The organism is Burkholderia sp. Bp8984 (genome assembly GCF_003853755.1).
GTDB lineage: Bacteria > Pseudomonadota > Gammaproteobacteria > Burkholderiales > Burkholderiaceae > Burkholderia.
Genome location: NZ_QTQN01000028.1, coordinates 20071 through 41165, shown reverse-complemented (window position 1 = coordinate 41165; position 21095 = coordinate 20071). Strand labels below are relative to the sequence as shown.

Below are 21095 nucleotides of genomic sequence, written 5' to 3'. Positions count from 1 at the left end.
ACTACTTCAAAGGAAAGAAAGTGGATGAGTAGCTCGAACGATGTTTTATAAGTTGAAAGAGGCGAAAGACCGGTTTCCGACTCTGGCCGAAGACCAAAAGGCATTTGCGGCAATGCTTTCGTGATGGAGAAAAGAGATGGCATTTGATGGACTCTCGTGGTACCGCCTGAATCGGCCGGTCAGCGAGGAAGAACAGGGTGCTCGTCTCGCAATCGGACAGCCTGCATCTGACACGCCCAAGGACGACCGTTCCGTATTCTCGATGAGCGATACCTGTCTTGAGGTCCGCGATGGAACCTACTCGGAGAAGGGCTGGGGGGTTTTTGCCTTTATGCTGCCAGGGCTCGGTTCGTTGGCATTCACGGCGGCCCTACTTTGGATGCTGACTCATGTACCTCCAATCTACGAGCAGCGAGGACAACAGGGCTTCATGTACGGTGCGCTGGGCTTTTTCCTGTTTGTCGGGCTTTGCTTCTCGGGGATTGGCATTTGGGCATTGACGCGCGACTGTTTCAACTACATCAGCAAACCCGTCCGTTTTGACCGGCGCAACCGGATGATTTATGCGTTCAGGCACAATGGCCCTGGCGGGGTTGTGTCAGTACCTTGGGATAGTGCTTTCCTGTACGTTGAACGCAAACCCAGACAGGGCCTCGCGCGTACCACGCCGCGTATGGTTCGCTGCCTTGTTCTTGACGACAAGGGACTGGTTAGGGACACTTTTTCGATAGGAACACGAGTCGTCATGGCATTCGATGAGAGCAGTGTGGGAGGCCGGGAGGTCATGAAAATCCTTTACCAAGACTTCGAGTTTTATCGGCGGTTTATGGAGGAAGGTCCCGCTTCCGTGCCGCCCGTGACAGAGTTTCTGCCGAGGGGAGCCTCCCTGCGCAATTCGCTTAGGTTGAATTTTGAAGGCTGGTCTGCCCTGACTAACTCGCGCAATCCGATGGTGTGGCTGGTAATGGGTATTGGCGCACTTCCAGCATTCATTTTCTCCCTGATGCAGTGGTTCGCCCAACTGACTTGCCGCGAACCGGTGTGGCCCGCAAATATCGAACGTGCGTGCAATGCCGAGGCTTCGTCCACGGGGCTTCCGGTATGAGCCGACGGTTCATTCGTCAGGGCGATAAGACTGACCGCAACGGTGTCGTGGTTGACGGTATCGCTGGGACCTCGTTGCAAGGCCAACCTTTCGCTTATCTGGGCGCCCCTGTTCAGTGCCCCGCCTGTGGTACGACGGGCGTCATCATAAGCGGCGGCTCACCGCGCACGATGACGATGATGGGTAAGCAGGTCGCATTGGAGAACGATTTGTGCCAATGCAAATGTGAGCCACTGCCGAAGCTGGTGGCGTCACAGACTCTTGGCTCAATAAAGGCATGACGGGGCGTCGCTGCCTGTTGCAGGACAACGGGCGTGGTCGTTGAAACGTCTCAACGACGGGCCCGTTGCCGCTCGCGATGAGCTTTACGGTCATTTCCTATCAGCGTGCGAACGACTGAGGGGTTGGCTTGAGAAAGATGTTCGATTTCCGCGCGATAGCCATATAGCTGGTGGAGCGCCAAGGCGATGGTACATGAACGCGAGCAACCTCCTTCGCAGTGGACGACCACCGACACGACTTCGTCAGGCAGGGCCTCGACGAACGCGCGAATCGTCTGAGCCTGCTCTGCGGTGAACGCCTCCCCCAGCTTTTCCCGCGCCTTCTCCGAGAGACTCGGACTCAGGAAATCGACGTCCGCGAAGCTCAGGCGAAGCAGATGGGCGAAGCCATCGAGGCTGGCGGGCGGGCGCTCCGGTGCGGTGACCGAGATGATGGCAACCGACGGTAGCCGCGGCAGTTTCTCGGCGTCGCGGCGCGACAGCGCAAACACCTGGCGTGCACCGTCCGCCGGTGGCTTGTACAGCTTGCCCACCACCTCCTGCAGTCGCTGGACCATCGGCTGGATGCTAGGAACTCAAGGGTGGATGCACTTCGACCAGCCACTCCCGGATGCGCTGCTGGACTTGCGCGTCGCCAATTCCGCGCTGGGCGTCGAGCAAGACCAGGTGCGGACTCAGGTCGAGGAAATCGGTGCTCAGGTGATATGCACCGTAGACTGAGTCGTCAATCGCCAGTCAATTTTTCAGGCGTTTCGCGAACACGTAAAACCTGATGATATAGGTCCGTGCCGACCCGTCCATCAGATACCCAAAGCGCGCTTTGATGCCGCAAGTTGTGCCCACGACCCGTCTGGCAAGCGCAGCCGGCAGGTACGAGACGACCTGGTCGAGCGGTAGTGTGTCGAGCCAAGACGTTGTCAGGACAATCTGTACGTCCGGGTACGGCTCGAGCATTTCCGCCAGCAAAGGAGCAAATTCGAACAGCGGATGTCCCGAATCCAGTAACACATCGCCGTTCTGGTCGAGAGCGGCGTGTCCCCGGTGGAGCGTGCCGTCATAGTCGACGAAGAGGGTAGGTGTCGGCTGGTCGAGCACGAGCACGGTGTACCTACTATCACTCACCATAATTGTCGTTCCCGCTATGGCTAGGAAGATTCGAGTCTGGTTCGAGGGATTTGTCGCCGGCTGTGGCGGTCGACAGCAACATGCGGGTACGGTCGACGGTCCAGCACTTGGACGGCGCAGATGTACAACATACCGCACATGCTGGTTTAGCAAGCGAGTTTACGCGCGAATGCGCGCCCAGATATCCGTGCGGCGAGCGCCGGCTGGATGTTATTGAGCTATGTAGCTGGTGTGAGGTTTTGGACATTACAGCCAGCCAGTTCGTCGCTGAACTTGAGCAGAAGTTTTGACCGATTGAGTGCGCTCCTCGAGAACGAGCAGCATCATCTGTAACAATGGCCGTTGTCATGATGACGGTGCACTGCAAGGTCCCCGTATGCACAACTCTGCTGCCCACACCACAAGGGTGTGGACAGCCGCCCTGCGGGCGGTACCACAGTTGCACACACTCGAACGTCTGACGCGCCGGCTTTGGCAACTCGCCCCTATCTGTAAAAAGAGGAATGGAAAACCCGAGAGGGTTGCTGTCGGTCGATTCGGATCTGTTGCCTAACGCTCGTAGGCTGGGCCGGGACCGCCGTTACTCGTCTGTCACAAAGACATACGCTCGCGGCCGACGTCCATACGCTTCCGATTCCGGGGTGAACGTCCATACCTGCTTATGTGCGGGTGAGCTACAGACTTCAATCTATGGTCTTTAACCTGTCTGTATAACGAAGAAGTAGTTGCCGCCGACGTACAGCACGAGCTTCGGCGCGGTGAGGTCGCCGTGGAAATCGGCGAGCACGTCGACCTGCGGCACCGTGAATTCGAGGCCGCGGTTCGTCGCGTCGTTGTTGCGGCCGTCCTGCCACGGCGGAAAGACGCTGTTTGAAGCATCGGCCGGGGCAGCGAGCGACAGCGCCGACGTGCAGCAGAGCGCGGCCAGCGTGGCGGACAGCGCCGTGAGCCACCGGCGTCGCCACGGAGAACGCGTGCGGATCGATGTCATCGGGCGCCTCACTTCGCGTAAGTGAAACCGGCGTGCTGCAGCTCGGGCAGCGTACCGACCACGCCCGGCGTGACGATCGCCGACGGAATCACGTGGTTGGTCAGGTCGGCGGCGAGCGCGTCGAGCGGGAGCTTGTCCGGATTTGCATTCGCGCGGTCGAGCCGTTCCGCGAGCTCCCAGATCGCGTTGTGGCATGCCAGGAACACGACGCCGCGCTGCTGCAGCGCGGCGATGCTGTTGTCGTGCGACGAGAACGCGCCATCAGGTAGTTCGTGATCCTGCGCGTCTTTCGACTGCGCGGGTTCCGCGGCGAGCAGCGTGTTGGTCGCGAACGCGGCGCCGGCGAATGTCGCGAGGCCGTATTTGTCCCACGCGGCCGGGTCGAACAGCGCGAGATGCGCGGCGCCGTGCGTGGCCGACACGACGAGGAAGTCCGGATGACCGAATCCCCAGACCTGCGCGTTCAGCGCATTGCGCATCAGGTTCAGCCACGGGCCGCGAGCTCGGTGTTGTCCCACACCTGCTTCGGGCCGCCGCGATAGCCGATCACTTCCATGAGCGCCGCGTGATCCCATTGATCGGGGCGCTCGACGATCATCGGCACCGTCTTGAAGTCGCGTCGTCTCGGCGTGGCCGCGAGGCGGCGGGTGAGGTCGGCGAGGCGCGTCGCGCCGCCGGCCAGCAGCGCGCCGGATTCGGGCGTCGCAGCCTGAGCGGTGCGCGCGGCGCCGAGCAGCGCCGTGGCGGCCGCGAGGCCGAGTGTCTTGAGCGCGCCGCGGCGCGCATCCCGGTCGGACATCGAACTCTCCCATATCGTTTTCGTGGGGGCGTGCCGCTGCGCAGCGTCGCCATCGCGTAGCCAGTCTAGAGGCGCGCGATCGACAGCGGAAATCGCGATATCGGATGGGAGATATTCGAGGGTGCGATGATTGGATGAAACGACAAGGCCGCGCGGTGCTGACTCATGCGGCGCCGCGCGGCCTTCGTCAGCCTTGAAAGGTCAGTGTGCGGTGCGTTCGCGCAGCACTTCCGACGGCCGTGCGTTGCGCACGAACACGCCGGCCAGCACCGCGCCCGCGAGTGCGATCGCGCCGGCCAGCACGAACGCGGACGCGAACGAGCCGCTGCGCTCGACGATGAAGCCGGTCACCGCCGGCCCGATCACGCCCGACAGGCTGCCCATGCAATGCAGGAAGCCGCTGACGCCGCCGACGCGCGCCGGGTGCACGACGTCCTGCACGATCGCCCAATAGATCGCACCCGTCACGTACAGGAAGAACAGCGACACGGACATCAGCGCGACCGCGCCTTGCGTCGACTGCACGGCGCCCGCGACGGCCACGCACGCGCCGGCGCCGAGCAGGCAGGTGACGAGCACGATCCGGCGCGACAGCAGCAGGTTGCCGGTGAGCCGGTACAGCGCATCCGAGATCGCGCCGCCGCACGCGAGGCCGACCGTGCCGACGAGCCAGGGCACGACGGTGGCGACGCTCATCTCCTTGATGTTCAGATGGTGCGCACGCACGAGGTAGCTCGGGAACCAGCTCAAGAAGAAGAACAGCACGTAGTTGTAGCTGAAGAACGCGGCGGCCGTCGCGAGGATGCGCGGCTGGCGCACGTAGTGCGACAGCGTGTGTGCGGGCGTTGCGGGGCCGGCGGCGGCACCTGCGTGGGGGGGCGCAGCGGCGGGTGTCGCTGCGGGCGCACCCGCTGCGCCGCCGACCGGCGTGGCCGGACGGTCCGAGGTCGACATCATCCACACGACGACCCACACGAGCCCGATCGCACATACGATCCAGAACGCCGGTCGCCAGCCGAACTGCGCGGCCAGCAGGCCGACGATCGGCCCGGCGATCGCGCCGCCGAGCGGCGAGCCGGCGCTGAGCAGGCCCATCGCGGTCGCGGCGGCGTCGCGCGGCAGCCAGTTGTTGACCATCTTGTTCGCGGCCGAGCACAGCGGCCCTTCGGCCATGCCGAACAGCAGCCGCACGATCAGCAGGCTCACGAAGCCGACGGTGAGCGCGGTCATTCCGCAGAACACTGACCACAGCCCGACCGACAGCACGTATACGAGCTTCGGCCCGAGCCGGTCGGACGCGAGCCCGCCGATGAAATTGAACAGCGCGTAGCCGATGAAGAACGTGCTGAAGACGAGGCCCATCTGCGCGGCGTCGATGCCGAGATCGGTCTGCACGATCGGCGCGACGATCGACAGCGCGACGCGGTCGAGATAGTTGATGCCATACACGAGGAACAGCAGGAATACCGTGAACCACGCCTGCGACTTCTGCTTCATGTCCGTCTCCTTCGTGCCGGTGGGCCGGCTGTCATGGTTGTCTTGTCGATCGTTTGCCGCGTCGGCATGTGCGTCGGCGGGCAGGGCACTGCGCGGTTCGATCAGGAGTCCAGCGAACCGGGGTAAGCGGTCGTTCAGCGCGCGTACAACGGTGCGAGCAGCCCATCGGTGCCGCTCGCGCGAAGCGTCGCGAGATGGGCACCGATGCGCGTGATCACTGCATCGGGCCATGCCGCCGAACCGGCGAGCGCGAGGCTGCCGAGGGCAGCCCGAACCGCGCGGGTGGCATCGCCGGCTGCCGACAGCGCCGCGCCGAGTGCGGCCGCGCCCGGATCGCTGACCGCGAGCGCGCGGCCCGATTCGTCGCGCGCGTTGGCGAGGTAGTGCAGCCAGAGCGCGAGCGCGCGTTCCAGATAGGGCCGCTCGACGCCGGCCCGCGCGCTTTCGGCGAGCGCGGGAAGCCAGCGCAGCGGCACCTTCTGCGTGCCGTCCATCGCGATCTGTTCGGTGCGATGCGCGAGAGTCGGATTGCGGAAGCGCTGCACGAGCGTCGCGCAATAGCCGTGCGCGTCATAGCCGGACGGCACGTCGACGGTCGCGAGCAGGTCGCGCGTCATCACGCCGTCGACGAGCGCCGCGATCGCCGGATCGGCCATCGCGTCGGACACCGTCGCGCGGCCGCGCAACTGTCCCGCATACGCGATCGCCGAATGCGAGCCGTTCAGCAGCCGCAGCTTCATCGTTTCGTAGGGCCGCACGTCGCCGACGAGGTGCGCGCCGGCGTCTTCCCAGCGCGGGCGCGGGCCGGCGAAGCGATCCTCGATCACCCATTGCGAGAACGGCTCGCAGACGATCGCAGCCGCATCGCGCGCGCCGAGATGGGCGTGCGCCCAGTCGAGAGATTCGGGCGTCGCGGCCGGCACGATCCGGTCGACCATGCTGTTCGGGAACGCGACGTCGTCGCGGATGCGCCGCGCGAGCGCGCCGTCGATGCGTTCCGCGTAGTCGATCAGCAGCGCGCGCAGCGTGTCGCCGTTCGATGTCATGTTGTCGCAGCAGACGACGGTCAGCGGCGCATGGGCCGGCCGCAGGCGCAGGCCGGCCGCGATCACGCCGAGCGCGGTGCGCGGCGTGCCGGGCGTCGCGAGATCTTGCCGGATCGCAGGATCGTCGGTATCGAGACCGCCGCCGGGGCGGCGGCAATAGCCTTTCTCGGTGACGGTCAGGCTGACGATCGACACGGCCGGATCGGCGATCAGCGCCAGTAGCGCGGGCAGCGATTCGGGCGCGAACAGCGCGTCGTGCACCGCACCGACGATGCGCGCGCGCGCGCCTTGGCCATCGCGTTCGATCACCGTATACAGGTGATCCTGCGCGGCGAGCAGGTCGACGGTATGCCGCCGCCGCAGTTCGACGCCGACGATGCCCCAGCGCAGGTCGCCCTGTTCGAGCACCGTCTCCGTATGCAGCGCCTGGTGCGCGCGATGGAACGCGCCGAGGCCGAGATGGACGATACCCGTGCGAACCGCCTGCCGGTCATAACCGGGACGGCCCGTGCCGGGCGGCGCAGTGCGCAGAAAATCGGGGGCAGATAGCATGACGGTCGGTAACGGTTTGTACCATGGTAGATGATGGAATGCGTGCAGGTTATTTCGAGTTTTAGCGCGAAGTTATCGGTGTAAACGCTAGATCGCCTGAAATCGACTGCTTATGTACCATGGTAGGCATCGATATCAAGTCGGATCCATCGCAACCATGAGCGAAACGGCAGCACTGGAAGAAGCGGACGTCGTGGTCACGGCGTTGCAGGGGTTCTCGCTGGACGAGAGCCGGTCGTATACGGAGCAGGTGCATGCGCTGCTGCGCCACGCGATCGTGCGCGGTGCGCTGCCGCCGCGCACCGCGCTGTCGGAGGCGGTGATCTCCACGACGATCAAGGTCAGCCGCACGCCGGTGCGCGAAGCGTTCGCGCAGCTCGCCGACGAGCGGCTCGTGCAGATCATCCGGAAGGTCGGCACGCTGGTCGCGCCGATTCCGGTGTCGATCCTCGAGGAAGGGCGCTTCGCGCGCAGCACGCTCGAATGCGCGAACCATGTCGAGCTCGCGCAGAAGATCACGCCGGCGCAGCTCGCGGAGCTGTCGCGGATCATCGACGCGCAGCGCGAGGCGGTGGCCGCGGGCGACGTCGAAGCGTTCTTCGATCTCGACGAGGCAATGCACGGCCGGATGTTCGCGTTCGCGGGTCGGCCGCACGTGTGGGAAATGCTGCAGCCGATGAAGCGCCAGTTCGACCGTGTGCGCTGGCTGCTGCTCGACCGCGTCGAGGATCACGCGCGCCGCGCGCTGCAGGAACACGAACAGATCCTTGCGCACATCGCGTCGCGCAACATGGCGCTGCTCGGCGCATCGGTCGCGTCGCACGTCGACCGGATCGGCTCGCATCTGCCGGAAGTGCGCAGCCGCGCGCCCCATTACTTTGTCGACTGAAACGCCCGCTGGAGGAGCGCAGTGAAAATCGAACGCTTGCAGACCATCGTCACGTGTCCGGGCCGGAATTTCGTGACGGTGAAGATCGTGACCGACGAAGGCGTCTACGGCCTGGGCGACGCGACGCTCAACGGGCGTGAGCTCGCGGTGCGCGCGTACCTGGAAGACCACGTGTTTCCGTGCCTCGTCGGACGCGACCCGCGCAACATCGAGGACATCTGGCAATACCTATATCGCGGCGCGTACTGGCGGCGCGGGCCCGTGACGATGGCGGCGATCGCCGCGATCGACATGGCGCTGTGGGACATCCTGGGCAAGCTCGCGGGCATGCCCGTCTATCAGTTGCTCGGCGGCAAGAGCCGCGACGGCCTGATGGTATACGGCCACGCGAACGGGCGCGATCACGAGGAAGCGGTCGACGCGGTGCGCGCGCACATCGACGCCGGCTACCGCGCGATCCGCGTGCAGTCCGGTGTGCCGGGGCTCGACAAGGTGTACGGCGTCGGCAAGACGGCCGGCGCGTACGAGCCCGCCGAGAAGGGGCTGCCGCCCGAGGAGCCGTGGGACACCGCGCTCTACCTGCGCCACACGCCGGAACTGTTCCGCAAGGTGCGCGACGCGGTCGGCGATGCGCCGCACCTGCTCCACGACGCACATCACCGGCTCACGCCGATCGAAGCCGCGCGGCTCGGCCGCGATCTCGAGCCGTATCGCCTGCTCTGGCTCGAGGACGCGACACCCGCGGAGAACCAGGACGCGTTCCGCCTGATTCGCCAGCACACGACGACGCCGCTCGCGGTCGGCGAGGTATTCAACTCGATCTGGGATTGCAAGGACCTGATCCGCGACCAGCTGATCGACTACATCCGCGCGACCATCGTGCACGCTGGCGGCATCACGCACGTACGGCGCATCGCCGACTACGCGGCGATGTACCAGGTGCGCACCGGTTTCCACGGCGCGACCGACCTGTCGCCCGTCTGCATGGCGGCGGCCGTGAACTTCGGGCTGTGGGCGCCGAACTTCGGCATCCAGGAACTGATGCCGCACAGCGCGCTGACCGACGAAGTGTTTCCGCACAGCTACCGCTTCGAGGACGGCTATCTCGTGATGGACGACGTGCCGGGCCTCGGCGTCGACATCGACGAGACACTGGCCGCGAAATACCCGTACGAGCGCGCGTACCTGCCGGTCGCCCGGTTGCGCGACGGATCGATGTGGAACTGGTAAGCGCCGAAGACCGGAAGGAGAGAACCGAAATGTTGAGCGTCGTTGTCGATCGTCCGAACAGCATGGGCGTGCGCGAAGTGCCGCTGCCCGTACCCGCAGCCGGCGAAGTGCGCGTGAAGGTGCGCTATGCGGGCATCTGCGGGTCGGACCTGCACATCTTTCACGGCAAGAATCCGTTCGTGTCGTATCCGCGCATCATCGGCCACGAGTTCGTCGGCACGATCGAGTCGGTCGGCGCGGGCGTCGACGCCGCGCGGCTCGGCGAGACCGTCGCGGTCGATCCGGTGATCAGCTGCGGGCATTGCCACGCGTGCACGATCGGCCGGCGCAACGTCTGCCGGCACCTGACCGTGCTCGGCGTGCATCGCGACGGCGGCTTCAGCCAGTACACGTGTGTGCCGGCCGGCAATGCGTACCGGATTCCGGACGCGATCGCCGAACCCTGCGCGGCGATCGTTGAACCGTTCGCGGTGGCCGCGAACGCGACGTCGCGCACCGGCGTGCTGCCGGGCGACGTCGCGTTGATCTATGGCGCCGGCACGGTCGGGCTGACGATCCTGCAGGTGCTCAAGCGCGTGTACGGCATTCGCGCATTCATTACCGACCGGCTCGATGCACGGCTTCAGCTCGCGCGCAAGTGCGGCGCGGCCGAGGACGAAATCATCGACACGAGCGTCGAGTCGTTGCCCGACGCGCTGGAAAAGCGCGGCGTCGACGGCGGCCCGACGCTGATCTTCGATGCGGTCTGCCATCCGTCGATTCTCGAGGAGGCCGTGCGGATCGCCGCGCCGGCCGGCCGGATCGGCGTGCTCGGGTTTTCGTCGGAACCGTCGGCGATCGTGCAGGCGGAGCTGACGAAGAAGGAGTTGACGCTCGCGGCATCGCGGCTGAACTGCGCGATGTTCCCGCAGGTGATCGACTGGATTGCTCGCGGGCTGATCCAGCCGGAGCACATCGTTACGCACAAGGTGGGCTTTCGCGACATCGCGCAGGCGTTCGAGATGGCCGAGCGCAATCCCGAGAAAAGCTGCAAGATCCTGCTCGATTTCGCGGGCGGGTGAGATCGGCTCGTGTCGCCGGCGGGGGCGCGTGGCACGGCCCCAGCCCCGGCCACCCGGCGCAAAGATGCGTCAGAACGACACCGTCGTCGTCAGCGTGACGAGCCGCGGCTCGCCGACCGCGACGATCAGGTTGCTGTTGCTCGACGGGTAGTAGGTCTTGTCGAGCAGGTTCTTCACGTTGAGCTGGATGCGCGTCGGGAACTTGCCGATCGTCGTTTCGTAGGCCGCGAACGCATCGACGGTCACGTAGCCGGGCAGCGTGAAGCTGTTCGCGGTGTCGCCGGGCCGTGCGCCGACGAGCCGCGCGCCGCCGCCGAAGCGCCAGCGCCCCGGGAGGTTCGCGATCGCCGTGTCGTACACCGCGAACACGCTGCCGGTGTGGCGCGCGACGTTGACGAGCGACGTGTTGCTGTCGCGGTCGTTCGCGTTCGTGTACGCATAGCTGCCGATCAGGCTCAGGTGCCGCGTGAGCTGCCCCGCGACGTCGAGTTCGATGCCGCGCGAGCGCGCGGTGCCGATCGTCGACGTGATGTCGTTGACCGTGACCGCGACGTTGCGCTTGTCGATCTGATAGGCCGCGAGCGTGCCGGTGATGCCCGGCTTCAGGCTGAACTTCAAGCCGGCTTCCAGCACGCGGCCGAATTCCGGCGCGAGCGGCGCGGCCACGTTGGACGCGACGTTCGGCTTGAACGAACGGCTCACGTTCGCATACGCGGTCAGCGACGGCGTGAGCGCATACGCGAGCCCGAACTGCGGCAGCCACACGTTGCCGTGCGAGCGGTCGGCGAACACGAACGGCCGCCCCATTCCCGATTCCTGCTGCCAGTCCTCCCAGCGCAGCCCGCCGACCGCGGTGAGCCGGTCGGTGATCTTCACCGAGTCCTGCACGATCATCGAGTACGTGTGGACCTTCGAGAGCGAATCGCTCTGCTTCGCGCTCACCGTGCCGCCGGGCGCGAGCAGGCCGTAGACGGGATCGTAGAGATCGAAGCCCTTCGTCGCGGTGCCGCGGATCGTGTCGCCGCGGAAGCTGCGCTGCCGCTCGTATTCGCCGCCGACATAGAGCGCGTGGCTCATCCCCGCGAGCGTCAGGTTGCCGAGCAGGCCGAGCGTCGCGATCTGGTCGGAGTCGTTGCGTCCGAGGTTCGCGTCGGACGAGCGCGATAGCGCGCCGGTCGTGCTGTTGAAGGCGGTCGCGCGGGCGATGTATTGATCGTAGCGGTCGCGGCCCCAGCCGTAGGTCGCGCGCATGCGCCATGCGTCGGAGAAGCGGTGCTCGACGCGCGCGCGCAGCGTTTCCTGGATGCCGCTGCTTTGCGCCCACGCTTCCTCGTAGCGGCGATAGCGCAGCGCATCGTCGGGGCGGCCGTTCACGAGCACCGTGCCGCGATCGAACGGCATCGTGTAGTCGACGTACTGGTAGCTGACGTCGATCGACGTGTTCGCGTCGTGCCACGACAGCGCGGGCGCGATCAGCGCATTGCGCTCGCGGCCGAAGCTGCGCCAGTAGCGGCTCGTGTCGTATTCGCCGGTGAGCCGGAATGCGAGCGTGCCGCCCGCGACCTGGCCCGGCTTGCCGAGCGGGCCGGTCAGGTCGAACTGCGCGCTGCTGCCGCCGTGGCTCGTGCGCGAGGCCGAGATCGAGCCGCCGAACGTGTCCTCCGGCTTGCGCGTGACGAGGTTGATCACGCCGCCCGGGTCCTGCATCCCGTACAGCAGCGAAGCCGGGCCCTTCAGCACTTCGACGCGGTCGATCGTCGCGAGGTAGCTGTGCAGCACCGGCGTGCGCACGCCGTCGACGAGCACGGAGCCGTCGTTGTTCGAGCCGAAGCCGCGCTTGATGAACGCATCGCGCGTGCCGCCGAGCGTGTTGGTCTGCGTGACGCCGCTGATGTTGCCGAGCACGTCGTCGAGCGAGCGCGCCTGCTGGTCCTGCATCACGCTGCTGCTGACCACGGCGACCGATTGCGGAATCTCCCTGAGCGGGCGATCGTCGCCGCCGGCGACGCTGCTCGTGCGCGGCTGGTAGCCGACGGTCGGATCGACTGCTGACGATGCGCTGACGCTGATCGTCGGCAGTTCGCGTTCGGGGCGCGCGGGCGTCGACGAGGGCGAGGGCGTGGCCGCCGAAGCCGTGGCGGCAGGTTCGGCATCCGCATGCGCGCCGCTTGCGACGCAAAGCGTGATCAGGGCAGGCAGGCTCGCGCGCCACGGACGAAGCGTCCGGGCGCGGTGGGGCGTTCGGCGGGATGGCATGAATCGATGAATGGACGGAGTGCTAAGGACGATGACGCGGGCCGCAGCGCCTTTACTGCGTCGCGCGGAGGATGTGCATGATATACGTAATGAGAATCGTTTGCAATTGTAAAGAGGCCGATTCGGACCGGGCATCGTGATTGCCGGGCCGCCGGCCGTCTGCTACCGTAGCGCCCAAAAACAGACGCAGTGAAATTCAATGAGAGCCGGGGGCCGCACCATGTCATCTTCCTGTCACGTCGCGTGCCGCGCGACGTCGCGCACCGCAGCCGACCACGCGGGTGCTGAAGTGATTGCAGCCGTGTTCCACGATTCGAACGATTGACGCAACGGCCGCACGTCATTCCCTGGTGTTTCGCCGGGCAGCCGGCGAAGCGCCGCGATCGATTACTTCAACCACCACGCTTGACGGGAGACCACCCAATGAAAAAGAGTTCCGCGCCGTTCATGACGGCCGCGCTGGCTGCCTGCGCGATGCTGGCGGGCGTTCCCCAGAGCGGCTACGCTGCGCCGGCCGCCGAGCCCGCGATCGACGCGCACTACGCCACCGTGATCGAGGCCTACACGCAGGACATGGCCGCCGCGAAGACGAAATACGACGGCAGGCGCCTCGCGTTCGTCGGCGCGGTGATGCGGATGGGCAGCGACCCGGGCGGCACGTACTTCGGTGCGTTGACGGCCGACGGCGAGCAGTTCGACACGCATTTCGACGCGGCCGACCAGGCCGCGTTGAAACCGAAATTCCCGGGCGGCGAGATCAAGCCGTTCACGGCGTCCGCGAATTTCCGCTTCAGCTGCGTGAACGAAGGTTATATCGACGCGCCGGTGCTGCCCGGGCTGAAGCTGTCGCATTGCCGGCTCGCCGATTGATCGAGGTGCGGTGTCCGGCGTTCAGAACTTCTGCTGGATGCCGGCCATCACGCCGAGCTGATTCATCCCGGTGCCGACCGTCCCGCCGGCCGCGACCGCGTTCGCGGCCAGCGCGCTGTTGAACATGTAGCCCACCGACGTATACACGGTCGTCCGCTTCGACAGGAAATAGTTTGCGCGCCCGACGACCAGCGTCGCGTTCGTGCCTTCCTTGTTTTCGCGGCGTTGCAGGTAGCGCACGCCCTGCAGGTCGAGCGCGAGGTAGGGCGTCGCGTAGTACGTGCCGCCCGCGAACACGATGTCGGCTTGCAGATGTTCGGCCGCCGCGAGGTTGCGGCGGATCCACCCGGCGCCGAGTTTCGCGGGGCCGATCTTCACGTAGCCCGCGACGATGTCGCGCGTGTCGGTGTAGGCCGGATTGTTCAGCGGCGCGAGCGCGCCGCCGCCGCCGCGCATCACGTCGTGCGACGCGGCCAGCCCGAAATTGCTCGCGTCATACGCGAGCATCGCCGTGTATTGGCGGCACGCGACGATGTCGCCGGGCACCTGTCCGGCGCAGCCCGTCGCCGACGGCCCCGCCGGCCCGGCCGCGTCGCGGCCGAAGCTGTAGGTCGCGCCGAGCGTCACGCCGTGGAACGTGCCCTTGTAGCCGATCGCATTGTCGCTGCGCGCGTTCGGCAGATACGAGTCGAAATCCGCCATCGAATGAATCGACGGGCCGATCACGTCGGCATTGGTCAGCACGATCATCGACATGTTCATCTGACGGCCGAGGGTCAGCGCGCCGAACGGGCTGTTTACGCCCACGTTGGCCTGCCGCCCGAACAGGCGCCCGCCGTAGTTCAGCGCGCCGGTGCCCGGCTGGAAGCCGTTTTCGAGCACGAAGAAGGCCTGGTAGCCGCCGCCGAGATCCTCCGTGCCTCTCAGGCCCCAGCGTGACGGCACTTCGCCGGTCAGCGTCGGCATCCCGGTGAAAGACCCGCCGCGCGCGGCGTTGTTGTAGTAGGACACGCCGGTATCGATGATCCCGTACAGCGTGACGCTGCTTTGCGCACAGGCCGGCCCGGCCAGCGCCATCGCCGTCGCGAGTGCAACGCCCAGTTTCGTTTTCATGGCTGTCTCCAAACAGTATGCAGATGTACTTATCGATTTTTTTATTGCCCCGGACCTGCCCGGGATGCCGACGGGTATCGGCAGGACTGCGGGTGTCGCGTGTTACGAGATCGCCGGATCGCGTTGCCGGTGCGGCGCCGCGACACGCGCGCCCGCCACGGCGACGGCGATCGCCGCGCCGGCCATCGGCACGAGGAACGCGAAATAGAGATGGGGCACGGACCAGCCGTCGTCCAGCAGCGCGCCGACCGTCATTGGCGACAGGATCGCGCCGAGGCGGCCGATGCCGACCGCGAGACCGATGCCGGTCGTGCGGATCTCGGCGGGATAGGGCGTTGGCGACAGCGCGTACATGCCGGCCACGCACGCGTTGATCACGGCGCCGAGGAACACCGCGACGATCATCCCGGTGCCGAGCGAGCCGGTGTTCGCGCCGAACGCGACCATCAGTGCGCCGCCCAGCAACAGCGTCGCGCCCAGCAGGCTGCGCAGGCCGAACCGGGTCGACAGCAGGCTGAACAGCGACGCGCCCGCGATGCCGCCGAGGTTGAGCAGCACGCCGCCGGTCACACCCTGCGAGGCCGACAGGCCGGCCTGGACCAGCAGCTTCGGCGTCCAGCTGACGACGAAATAGAAACTGCCCATCACGAGGAAGAATGCGATCCAAAGCGCGATCGTGCGACGCGTGAGCGGCGCGCGCAGCACGGCTGTCCAACTTGAGGCGGGGCTCGCCGTGTCGATGGATGCGCTCGCGGCCGGCAGCGCATCGATCGGCGCGCGCTTCATTCTCGCGAGGATGCGGTTGATCTTCTGCAGCGCGTCGTCCGGACGTCGCGCCAGCAGGAAGTCGAGCGATTCCGGCAGCAGTGCGAGCACCATCGGGATCGCCATCAAGGTCAGGATGCCGCCGAACGCGAACACGCTGCGCCATCCCCATACCGACAGCAGGTAACCGGCGAGAACGCCGCCCGCGGTGGCGCCGATCGCGTAGCCGGTCGACTGCATGCCGATCGCGGCGCTGCGCCATTTGTTCGATGCGTATTCGCCGCTGATGACGGTCAGGCTTGCGAGCATCCCGCCGATGCCGAGCCCCGTATAGGCACGCGCGACGGCGAGTTGCAACGTGCTGTGCGTGGCCGCACAGGCCAGCATGCCGGTCGAGATCACGGCGAGGCAGAGCAGGATGATGCGGCGGCGGCCGACGCGGTCGGCCAGCGGGGCGATCAGCACCGAGCCGATCCCCATGCCGGCCAGCCCGGCGCTCAGCAGCAGGCCGATTTCCTTTCCGCTCAGTTTCCACTCGGCCGCCAGGTGCGGCGCGGCAAACGCGATGGCCAGCACGTCGAAGCCGTCGAGCATGTTCAGCACGACGCAGGCCGTGACCGCCATCGTCTGGAACGCGCTCATCGGGGACGCGTCGATCGTATTGCGGATGTTTTCGCTCACGTCAGAGATCCTTGATAAAAATAGTATGACTAATCGAATGGGATGAAATCGAAGGCGGCAGCAGCGAAATGGGACGAAAGCGAATGCGTGGATTGACGGGCAATCCGGGGAACGTCCGTCGCGGCCGGCTCGCGTCGTTCGCGCGCCGGGGCGAGGGTTACGCGGGGTCGGGCTGCAGCAGCAGCCGCTCGATCACGCGCCGCGCGCGATTGGGGCCCGCGTCGACATGAATGTCGATCTGGCGGCAGTCCGGAAACCGCAACTGATTCCGGTATTGCGCTTCGATCACTGTCTTGTCTTCGTCGAACGTCGCCGCGGATTGCTCGATGACGGTTTGCGCGATGCGTTCGACGTCGTGTTGCGGATTGGTCGCGACGGTCCAGAAGTAGTGCGTCGTCGTTTCCGTCTCGGGCGTGATGCCGTGGAAGCCGCGCATGTGAAAACCGCCGCGCGCCGGGTCGTGAAGGTCGCCGGTGCCTGCGTCCATCGCGCCGGTCCAGATCCGGATATGCGACACGTGGAATTCGATTTCCTGCCAGCGGTCGACGCGGCCCGCGAACGGCCACGCTGCCGTGTAGGTCGGCGGCGGGTCGGACGCCGGCATCCGGCGGACCAGCGTCACCGTGTCGCCTTCGCTGCTGACGCGGGTTTCCGCGCCCATATGCAGCGGCGCGTTACCGCCGATCGTTTTCAGATGAACGTAGCCGAGGTGGCTCAGGTCCATCAGGTTGTCGTGAATCAGCTGATACGGCGCGTCGTAATGGTAGTGGCCGCCGCCGAACCGGTATTGCGGATCCGTGTGGAACGCATAGCGCGGCGGCGCGCAGGTCGGTTGGGCGTGCGCGTCGGCGCCGATCCAGATCCATACGATCGCGTCCTGCTCCTGCACCGGATACGACGCCACGCACGCCTTCGCCGGAATGCGTTCCTGGCCGGGAATCTCCACGCAGGTGCCGCCGCGGTCGAACAGCAGCCCGTGATAGCCGCAGCGCAGGCCGCGCGCCTCGAGCGAGCCGCACGACAGCGGTAGCGACTTGTGGCAGCAGCGATCCTCCAGCGCGCCGACTTCCCCGGACGGCAAACGGAACAGCACGACCGGACGGCCGAGCAGCGTGCGGGCGACGGGGCGGTCCGTCAGTTCGGATGACAGCGCGGCGACCCACCATCGGTCGACCGGGAATTGAGCAGTACTGATGGGTGCCTGGGCAGGTCGTTCCATTGATCGTCTCCAGTATTGTGGTTGGCCGCCGCGTATCGGGCGGTCCGTCTACAGATCGAGGACCAGCAGGTCGCTTCGCGATCGGGAGCAGCACGGCATGAACTGGTCGCCGGCCGCTTGTTCCGCTTCCGTCAGATACGAATCGCGATGATCGGGCTCGCCTTCGAGCACGCGCGTCATGCAGGTGCCGCATACGCCTTGTTCGCACGACGTCAGAACGTCGATGCCGTTGGCCGCCAGCGCCGCGATGACCGTGCATTCGGCCGGCACGTCGATCACCTTGCCGCTGCTCGCGATCCGGACCTGGAACGCGCGATCCGCGCCGGACGACTCGACCGCGCCGCCGAAGAACTCGTAGTGCAGCCGCGCTTCGGCCCAGTTGCGCTCGCGCGCGGCGTTCAGCACCGCATCCATGAAGCCGCGCGGGCCGCATACGTACAGGTGCGTGCCTTCCGGCGCGGCGGCGAGCACCGCGGCGAGGTCGAAGCGTTGCGCGGGGTCGCCGTCGTCGACGTGGAAGCGGACGCGGTCATGGAACCCGGCGGCGTTGATCCGCTCGACGAAGGCCATGCGATCGGTCGAACGCGCGCAGTAGTGCATGTCGAACGGCAGGCCGGACGAGAACAGCCGTTCGGCCATGCTGAGGATCGGCGTGACGCCGATTCCGCCGGCGAGCAACAGGTGGTGCGGGGCGTCGGGCGCGAGCGGGAATTGATTGCGCGGCATGCCGATCCGCACGGTATCGCCTTGCCGGACTTCGTCGTGAATCGCGCGCGACCCGCCGCGGCCCTCGGCATCGCGCAGCACCGCGATCTGGTAGCGATCGCCGTGCTCCGGGTGGTTGCACAGCGAGTACTGGCGCACGAGCCCGCCCGGCAGATGCACGTCGATATGGGCGCCGGCGTCGAAGCGCGGCAGGGGCGAACCGTCGTCGCTGATGAATTCGAAGCCGCAGATGTCGCGCGCTTCCTGCCACTTGCGGGCCACGCGGACCGTCAGCGTCGCGGCGCTCATGACGCCTCCTTGATCTGCGCGACCGGAATCACGGGCCGCTGCGGGCTCGCCGCATTTTCCTCGGCGAGCAGCCGCTCGATCACCTTGCGCGACAGCACGCCGCCGGCGTCGATGTTGAGCTTGAGCAGGTTGCGCTCCGGCCACTGCTCGAGGTTGCGCTGCTGGCGCTCGAGCATCTCGAGGTCCTCGGCGAAGATCTTGCCCTGGCCTTCGCGGATCTCGGCGGTCAGCGCGTGATCGTCGGGCCGGAAGTTGCGCGCCATCCCCCAGAAGTACCAGATCGAGGTGTCCGTCTCCGGTGTGATGAAGTCGACCACGATCGACGACGCCTTCAGCTCCGCCGGCGCGTCGTAGCCGCCGTGGCCCGCATGCGCGACGCCCACTTCGATCATCACGTGGCTCGGCGGCGTGAAGCGGCAGATCTGCCAGCGGTCGACCGGCACGTCGTCGGCAAGGCCGTTGCCGCGCAGCGCCATCCGCCAGAACGGCGGCGGCATCACGTTCTCCATGAAGCGGCTGGTGACGACTTCGTCGCCATTGCTGGTGGTCTTCGGCGCGGCTTCGTCGATTTCCTTCTGGCCGATGCTCGTCGCATGCACGTAGGTCTCGTGCGTGAGGTCCATCAGGTTGTCGATCATCAGCCGGTAGTCGCAACGGATGTGATACAGGCCGCCGCCGTGCGCCCAGGCCGGATCTTCGGCCCATTGCAGCGCGGGCAGCCTGGCGGGATCGGCTTCGGACGCGTCGCCCGGCCAGACCCACACGAATCCGTACCGTTCGACCACCGGAAAGCTGCGGATCGGCGGGAAGCCGCCGACGCGCTGGCCCGGCATGCCGGCCGTCTTGCCGTTGCAGCCCATTTCGAGCCCGTGATAGCCGCACACGAGCACGCCGTCACGCACGAAGCCCAGCGACAGCGGCGCACCGCGGTGCGGGCAGAAATCCTCGAGCGCGGCGACCTGGCCGTCCGCCGCGCGGTAGAACACCATCGATTCGTTGCAAATCTTGCGTCCCAGCGGCTTGCCGTCGATCTCGTCGGGCGTGCAGGCCACATACCAAGCGTTCTTGAGAAACACGTTGTTCGTCTCCTTCAGGGCGGTGCCGCCGGTACGCGGCAACTCGTCATTCCGTGTACTGAATGTGATTCAGTGTACTCATTGAGATTGGCTGGAGCAAGGCGAGCGGTATACTGGTTTTCCCGGGAAATGGCGCGAGGCAGCGCCATGCCGTCGGCGCACGCAACGGCGTGCGCCGCCTATGTCATCGACTCATTCATGGAAAAAACGAATCCCGCCGACACGCCGGTTTTCCCGCTCGACCTGTACGACGAGCCCGGGCATCTGATCCGGCGCGCGCACCAGATCGCGGTCGCGATGTTCTACGAGAAGCTGGGCCGGGACGTGACGCCGGTGCAGTACGCGGTCCTGCGGATGCTCTACGAGTGCCCGGGGCTCGATCAGGTGACGCTCGCGCAGCGGGTGGCGCTCGACACGTCGACGACTGCCGATCTCGCGGTCCGGCTCGAGGCGAAAGGATTGATCGTCCGCGAAGTGCTGCCGCGGCGTCAGCGGCGCCTGCTGCTGACGCCGGCGGGCGTCGAGCTGCTCACGCACCTGATTCCGTCGGTGAAGGAATTGCGCGCCGGCCTGTTCGACGGCATGGGCGAGGACGATTCGCAGGAACTGATGCGCCTGTTGCGCAAGTTCGTCCATCTGAACAACGAGCAGAGCCGCGCGCCGCTGCGGGTGAGCGAGGAATCGTAGCGGTTGGACTCGGCTCGATGGAGCAGGTGATGCGGCAAGGCGCCAGGCGCGCCGCACCGCCTGCCGGCGTCACGCGCGTGACGCTTCGCCTTCCAGCCGCCGCACCGCTTCCGCGACTTCGTTCCTGAAGCGCACCAGCGCCGCCTGCTCCGGCGCGGGCGGCTGCACGGCCGCCCACAGCATGTCGATCAGCTGCGTGGCCGTCGTTTCCGTATCGAGCTTGCGGTGCCCGAGGATCGCATCCCACAGCACGTGCTCGATCGGCCCGAACACCATCGAGCGCAGCAGGCTCAGCGGCATGTCGCGGCGCACCTGCCCGGCCGCCTGGCCGCGCGCGAGCACGTCCATCAGCGGCGCCGTGTAGCGGCGCTGCAGCGCGGTGAGCTCGTCGCTCAGCGCATGCTGCTTCGCACGCCCCTCCGACAGCACCAGTGCGCACAGTCCCGTGCCGTTCACCAGCATCAGCCGCAGGTGCGTGCGCACGATGAACGCGAACTGCTGTTGCACCGGCGCGTCCTGCGGCATCCCGAGTTCGAACGCGGCAATGATTTCGTCATACCAGTCGGCGATCACACGCGCGCACAGCTCGCGCTTGCCGCGGAAGTAGCTGAACACCGTCGCCTCCGACACGCCGACGCGCTGCGCGATCTCGGCGGCCGTCGCATGCTCGTAGCCCTTTTCGGCGAACACTTCACGGCCGGCGCGCAGGATGTCCTGCACGCGCTGCTGGGACTTGCGCCCGGCGGGTGCGCGCGACGGCTCGGCGCGGTCGGCTTTGGCGGTGGCGGTCATGGTGTCGGCGGTAGCGGCTGTCATCTCGCAATGATATCTGAGTGTC

19 protein-coding genes and 2 pseudogenes are annotated in these 21095 nt (G+C 66.4%); 8 read left to right on the top strand and 13 right to left on the bottom strand.

Annotation, left to right across the window (positions count from 1 at the left end; translation table 11 throughout):
• Positions 1 to 136: 136 nt before the first annotated feature.
• Together DID98_RS25410 and DID98_RS25405 are read left to right on the top strand one after the other, a co-directional pair.
• Positions 137 to 1105, top strand: coding sequence for a DUF6708 domain-containing protein (locus DID98_RS25410; protein ID WP_124488664.1), 969 nt, complete (start codon positions 137 to 139; stop codon positions 1103 to 1105).
• Positions 1102 to 1386 carry a PAAR domain-containing protein gene (locus DID98_RS25405; protein ID WP_124488663.1) on the top strand — a complete coding sequence of 95 codons (285 nt, stop codon included), beginning with the start codon at positions 1102 to 1104 and terminating at the stop codon, positions 1384 to 1386. The genes DID98_RS25410 and DID98_RS25405 overlap by 4 nt, the downstream gene beginning before the upstream one ends.
• Positions 1387 to 1436: 50 nt before the next feature.
• Here DID98_RS25405 and DID98_RS25400 read toward each other — a convergent pair whose 3' ends face one another.
• Positions 1437 to 1943 (bottom strand): hypothetical protein, encoded by a 507-nt coding sequence (locus DID98_RS25400; RefSeq protein WP_124488662.1) that lies wholly within the window; start codon positions 1941 to 1943, stop codon positions 1437 to 1439.
• Positions 1944 to 1971: 28 nt separating this feature from the next.
• On the opposite strand from DID98_RS25400, the gene DID98_RS36375 reads away from it, so the two are divergent.
• Positions 1972 to 2106: a hypothetical protein gene (locus DID98_RS36375; protein ID WP_259645653.1), complete on the top strand. Its 135-nt coding sequence runs from the start codon at positions 1972 to 1974 to the stop codon at positions 2104 to 2106.
• A gap of 15 nt (positions 2107 to 2121) precedes the next feature.
• Here DID98_RS36375 and DID98_RS25395 read toward each other — a convergent pair whose 3' ends face one another.
• The 5 genes and pseudogenes from DID98_RS25395 to DID98_RS25375 all read right to left on the bottom strand — a co-directional run bounded on the left by DID98_RS25395 (position 2122) and on the right by DID98_RS25375 (position 7396).
• Entirely contained in the window at positions 2122 to 2487 is a 366-nt protein-coding gene (locus tag DID98_RS25395; RefSeq protein ID WP_124488661.1) for an HAD domain-containing protein, read from the bottom strand.
• Positions 2488 to 3220: 733 nt separating this feature from the next.
• A pseudogene (locus DID98_RS25390) lies at positions 3221 to 3502 on the bottom strand (ABC transporter substrate-binding protein); the annotation flags it as partial.
• Positions 3503 to 3510: 8 nt separating this feature from the next.
• Positions 3511 to 4301, bottom strand: a pseudogene (locus tag DID98_RS36660) (transcriptional initiation protein Tat).
• 201 nt (positions 4302 to 4502) lie between these two features.
• Positions 4503 to 5798, bottom strand: coding sequence for an MFS transporter (locus tag DID98_RS25380; RefSeq protein WP_124488660.1), 1296 nt, complete (start codon positions 5796 to 5798; stop codon positions 4503 to 4505).
• Positions 5799 to 5932: 134 nt separating this feature from the next.
• The gene (locus DID98_RS25375; protein WP_124488659.1) at positions 5933 to 7396 is read right to left on the bottom strand and encodes a mannitol dehydrogenase family protein; all 1464 of its coding nucleotides are present in this window, start codon (positions 7394 to 7396) and stop codon (positions 5933 to 5935) included.
• Between the two features lie 157 nt (positions 7397 to 7553).
• Here DID98_RS25375 and DID98_RS25370 point away from each other — a divergent pair, with 157 nt between their 5' ends.
• Genes DID98_RS25370 through DID98_RS25360 form a run of 3 tightly spaced genes read left to right on the top strand, consistent with a single transcriptional unit; the run spans position 7554 to position 10576 of the window.
• Positions 7554 to 8285, top strand: a complete 732-nt coding sequence (locus DID98_RS25370; protein ID WP_124488658.1) for a GntR family transcriptional regulator — start codon at positions 7554 to 7556, stop codon at positions 8283 to 8285.
• A 21-nt stretch (positions 8286 to 8306) separates the two neighbouring features.
• Entirely contained in the window at positions 8307 to 9515 is a 1209-nt protein-coding gene (gene manD / locus DID98_RS25365) for a D-mannonate dehydratase ManD (RefSeq protein WP_124488657.1), read from the top strand.
• A 29-nt stretch (positions 9516 to 9544) separates the two neighbouring features.
• Positions 9545 to 10576 (top strand): Zn-dependent oxidoreductase, encoded by a 1032-nt coding sequence (locus DID98_RS25360; RefSeq protein ID WP_124488656.1) that lies wholly within the window; start codon positions 9545 to 9547, stop codon positions 10574 to 10576.
• A gap of 69 nt (positions 10577 to 10645) precedes the next feature.
• Here DID98_RS25360 and DID98_RS25355 read toward each other — a convergent pair whose 3' ends face one another.
• A complete protein-coding gene (locus tag DID98_RS25355) occupies positions 10646 to 12832 on the bottom strand; it encodes a TonB-dependent siderophore receptor (protein ID WP_124488655.1) in 2187 nt (728 codons plus the stop codon).
• A 423-nt stretch (positions 12833 to 13255) separates the two neighbouring features.
• On the opposite strand from DID98_RS25355, the gene DID98_RS25350 reads away from it, so the two are divergent.
• Entirely contained in the window at positions 13256 to 13702 is a 447-nt protein-coding gene (locus DID98_RS25350) for a hypothetical protein (protein ID WP_124488654.1), read from the top strand.
• 21 nt (positions 13703 to 13723) lie between these two features.
• Here the strand turns inward: DID98_RS25350 and DID98_RS25345 are convergent, their stop codons facing one another.
• From DID98_RS25345 to DID98_RS25325, 5 genes are all read right to left on the bottom strand, one after another.
• Complete coding sequence (locus DID98_RS25345; RefSeq protein WP_059834828.1) at positions 13724 to 14815, bottom strand: porin; 1092 nt, start codon at positions 14813 to 14815, stop codon at positions 13724 to 13726.
• Positions 14816 to 14917: 102 nt separating this feature from the next.
• On the bottom strand, positions 14918 to 16261 hold the full coding sequence (locus DID98_RS25340) for an MFS transporter (protein WP_124488653.1): 1344 nt from the start codon (positions 16259 to 16261) through the stop codon (positions 14918 to 14920).
• Positions 16262 to 16418: 157 nt separating this feature from the next.
• Positions 16419 to 17480: an aromatic ring-hydroxylating dioxygenase subunit alpha gene (locus DID98_RS25335; RefSeq protein ID WP_124488652.1), complete on the bottom strand. Its 1062-nt coding sequence runs from the start codon at positions 17478 to 17480 to the stop codon at positions 16419 to 16421.
• A 48-nt stretch (positions 17481 to 17528) separates the two neighbouring features.
• On the bottom strand, positions 17529 to 18494 hold the full coding sequence (locus DID98_RS25330; RefSeq protein ID WP_124488651.1) for a PDR/VanB family oxidoreductase: 966 nt from the start codon (positions 18492 to 18494) through the stop codon (positions 17529 to 17531).
• The gene (locus DID98_RS25325; RefSeq protein ID WP_124488650.1) at positions 18491 to 19570 is read right to left on the bottom strand and encodes an aromatic ring-hydroxylating dioxygenase subunit alpha; all 1080 of its coding nucleotides are present in this window, start codon (positions 19568 to 19570) and stop codon (positions 18491 to 18493) included. The genes DID98_RS25330 and DID98_RS25325 overlap by 4 nt, the downstream gene beginning before the upstream one ends.
• 198 nt (positions 19571 to 19768) lie before the next feature.
• Between DID98_RS25325 and DID98_RS25320 the strand changes: the two genes are divergently transcribed.
• On the top strand, positions 19769 to 20257 hold the full coding sequence (locus DID98_RS25320) for a MarR family winged helix-turn-helix transcriptional regulator (protein WP_044847436.1): 489 nt from the start codon (positions 19769 to 19771) through the stop codon (positions 20255 to 20257).
• A gap of 69 nt (positions 20258 to 20326) precedes the next feature.
• Here DID98_RS25320 and DID98_RS25315 read toward each other — a convergent pair whose 3' ends face one another.
• Positions 20327 to 21073 (bottom strand): TetR/AcrR family transcriptional regulator, encoded by a 747-nt coding sequence (locus DID98_RS25315; RefSeq protein WP_124488649.1) that lies wholly within the window; start codon positions 21071 to 21073, stop codon positions 20327 to 20329.
• Between the last annotated feature and the right edge of the window lie 22 nt (positions 21074 to 21095).

What these genes read in the sequence shown, in the direction of transcription:
- DID98_RS25410 (WP_124488664.1), top strand. Translation starts at nt 137, where the DNA reads ATGGCATTTGATGGACTCTCGTGGTACCGCCTGAATCGGCCGGTCAGC.
- DID98_RS25405 (WP_124488663.1), top strand. Translation starts at nt 1,102, where the DNA reads ATGAGCCGACGGTTCATTCGTCAGGGCGATAAGACTGACCGCAACGGT.
- DID98_RS25400 (WP_124488662.1), bottom strand. Translation starts at nt 1,943, where the DNA reads ATGGTCCAGCGACTGCAGGAGGTGGTGGGCAAGCTGTACAAGCCACCG.
- DID98_RS36375 (WP_259645653.1), top strand. Translation starts at nt 1,972, where the DNA reads ATGCACTTCGACCAGCCACTCCCGGATGCGCTGCTGGACTTGCGCGTC.
- DID98_RS25380 (WP_124488660.1), bottom strand. Translation starts at nt 5,798, where the DNA reads ATGAAGCAGAAGTCGCAGGCGTGGTTCACGGTATTCCTGCTGTTCCTC.
- DID98_RS25375 (WP_124488659.1), bottom strand. Translation starts at nt 7,396, where the DNA reads ATGCTATCTGCCCCCGATTTTCTGCGCACTGCGCCGCCCGGCACGGGC.
- DID98_RS25370 (WP_124488658.1), top strand. Translation starts at nt 7,554, where the DNA reads ATGAGCGAAACGGCAGCACTGGAAGAAGCGGACGTCGTGGTCACGGCG.
- DID98_RS25360 (WP_124488656.1), top strand. Translation starts at nt 9,545, where the DNA reads ATGTTGAGCGTCGTTGTCGATCGTCCGAACAGCATGGGCGTGCGCGAA.
- DID98_RS25355 (WP_124488655.1), bottom strand. Translation starts at nt 12,832, where the DNA reads ATGCCATCCCGCCGAACGCCCCACCGCGCCCGGACGCTTCGTCCGTGG.
- DID98_RS25350 (WP_124488654.1), top strand. Translation starts at nt 13,256, where the DNA reads ATGAAAAAGAGTTCCGCGCCGTTCATGACGGCCGCGCTGGCTGCCTGC.
- DID98_RS25345 (WP_059834828.1), bottom strand. Translation starts at nt 14,815, where the DNA reads ATGAAAACGAAACTGGGCGTTGCACTCGCGACGGCGATGGCGCTGGCC.
- DID98_RS25335 (WP_124488652.1), bottom strand. Translation starts at nt 17,480, where the DNA reads ATGGAACGACCTGCCCAGGCACCCATCAGTACTGCTCAATTCCCGGTC.
- DID98_RS25330 (WP_124488651.1), bottom strand. Translation starts at nt 18,494, where the DNA reads ATGAGCGCCGCGACGCTGACGGTCCGCGTGGCCCGCAAGTGGCAGGAA.
- DID98_RS25320 (WP_044847436.1), top strand. Translation starts at nt 19,769, where the DNA reads ATGGAAAAAACGAATCCCGCCGACACGCCGGTTTTCCCGCTCGACCTG.
- DID98_RS25315 (WP_124488649.1), bottom strand. Translation starts at nt 21,073, where the DNA reads ATGACAGCCGCTACCGCCGACACCATGACCGCCACCGCCAAAGCCGAC.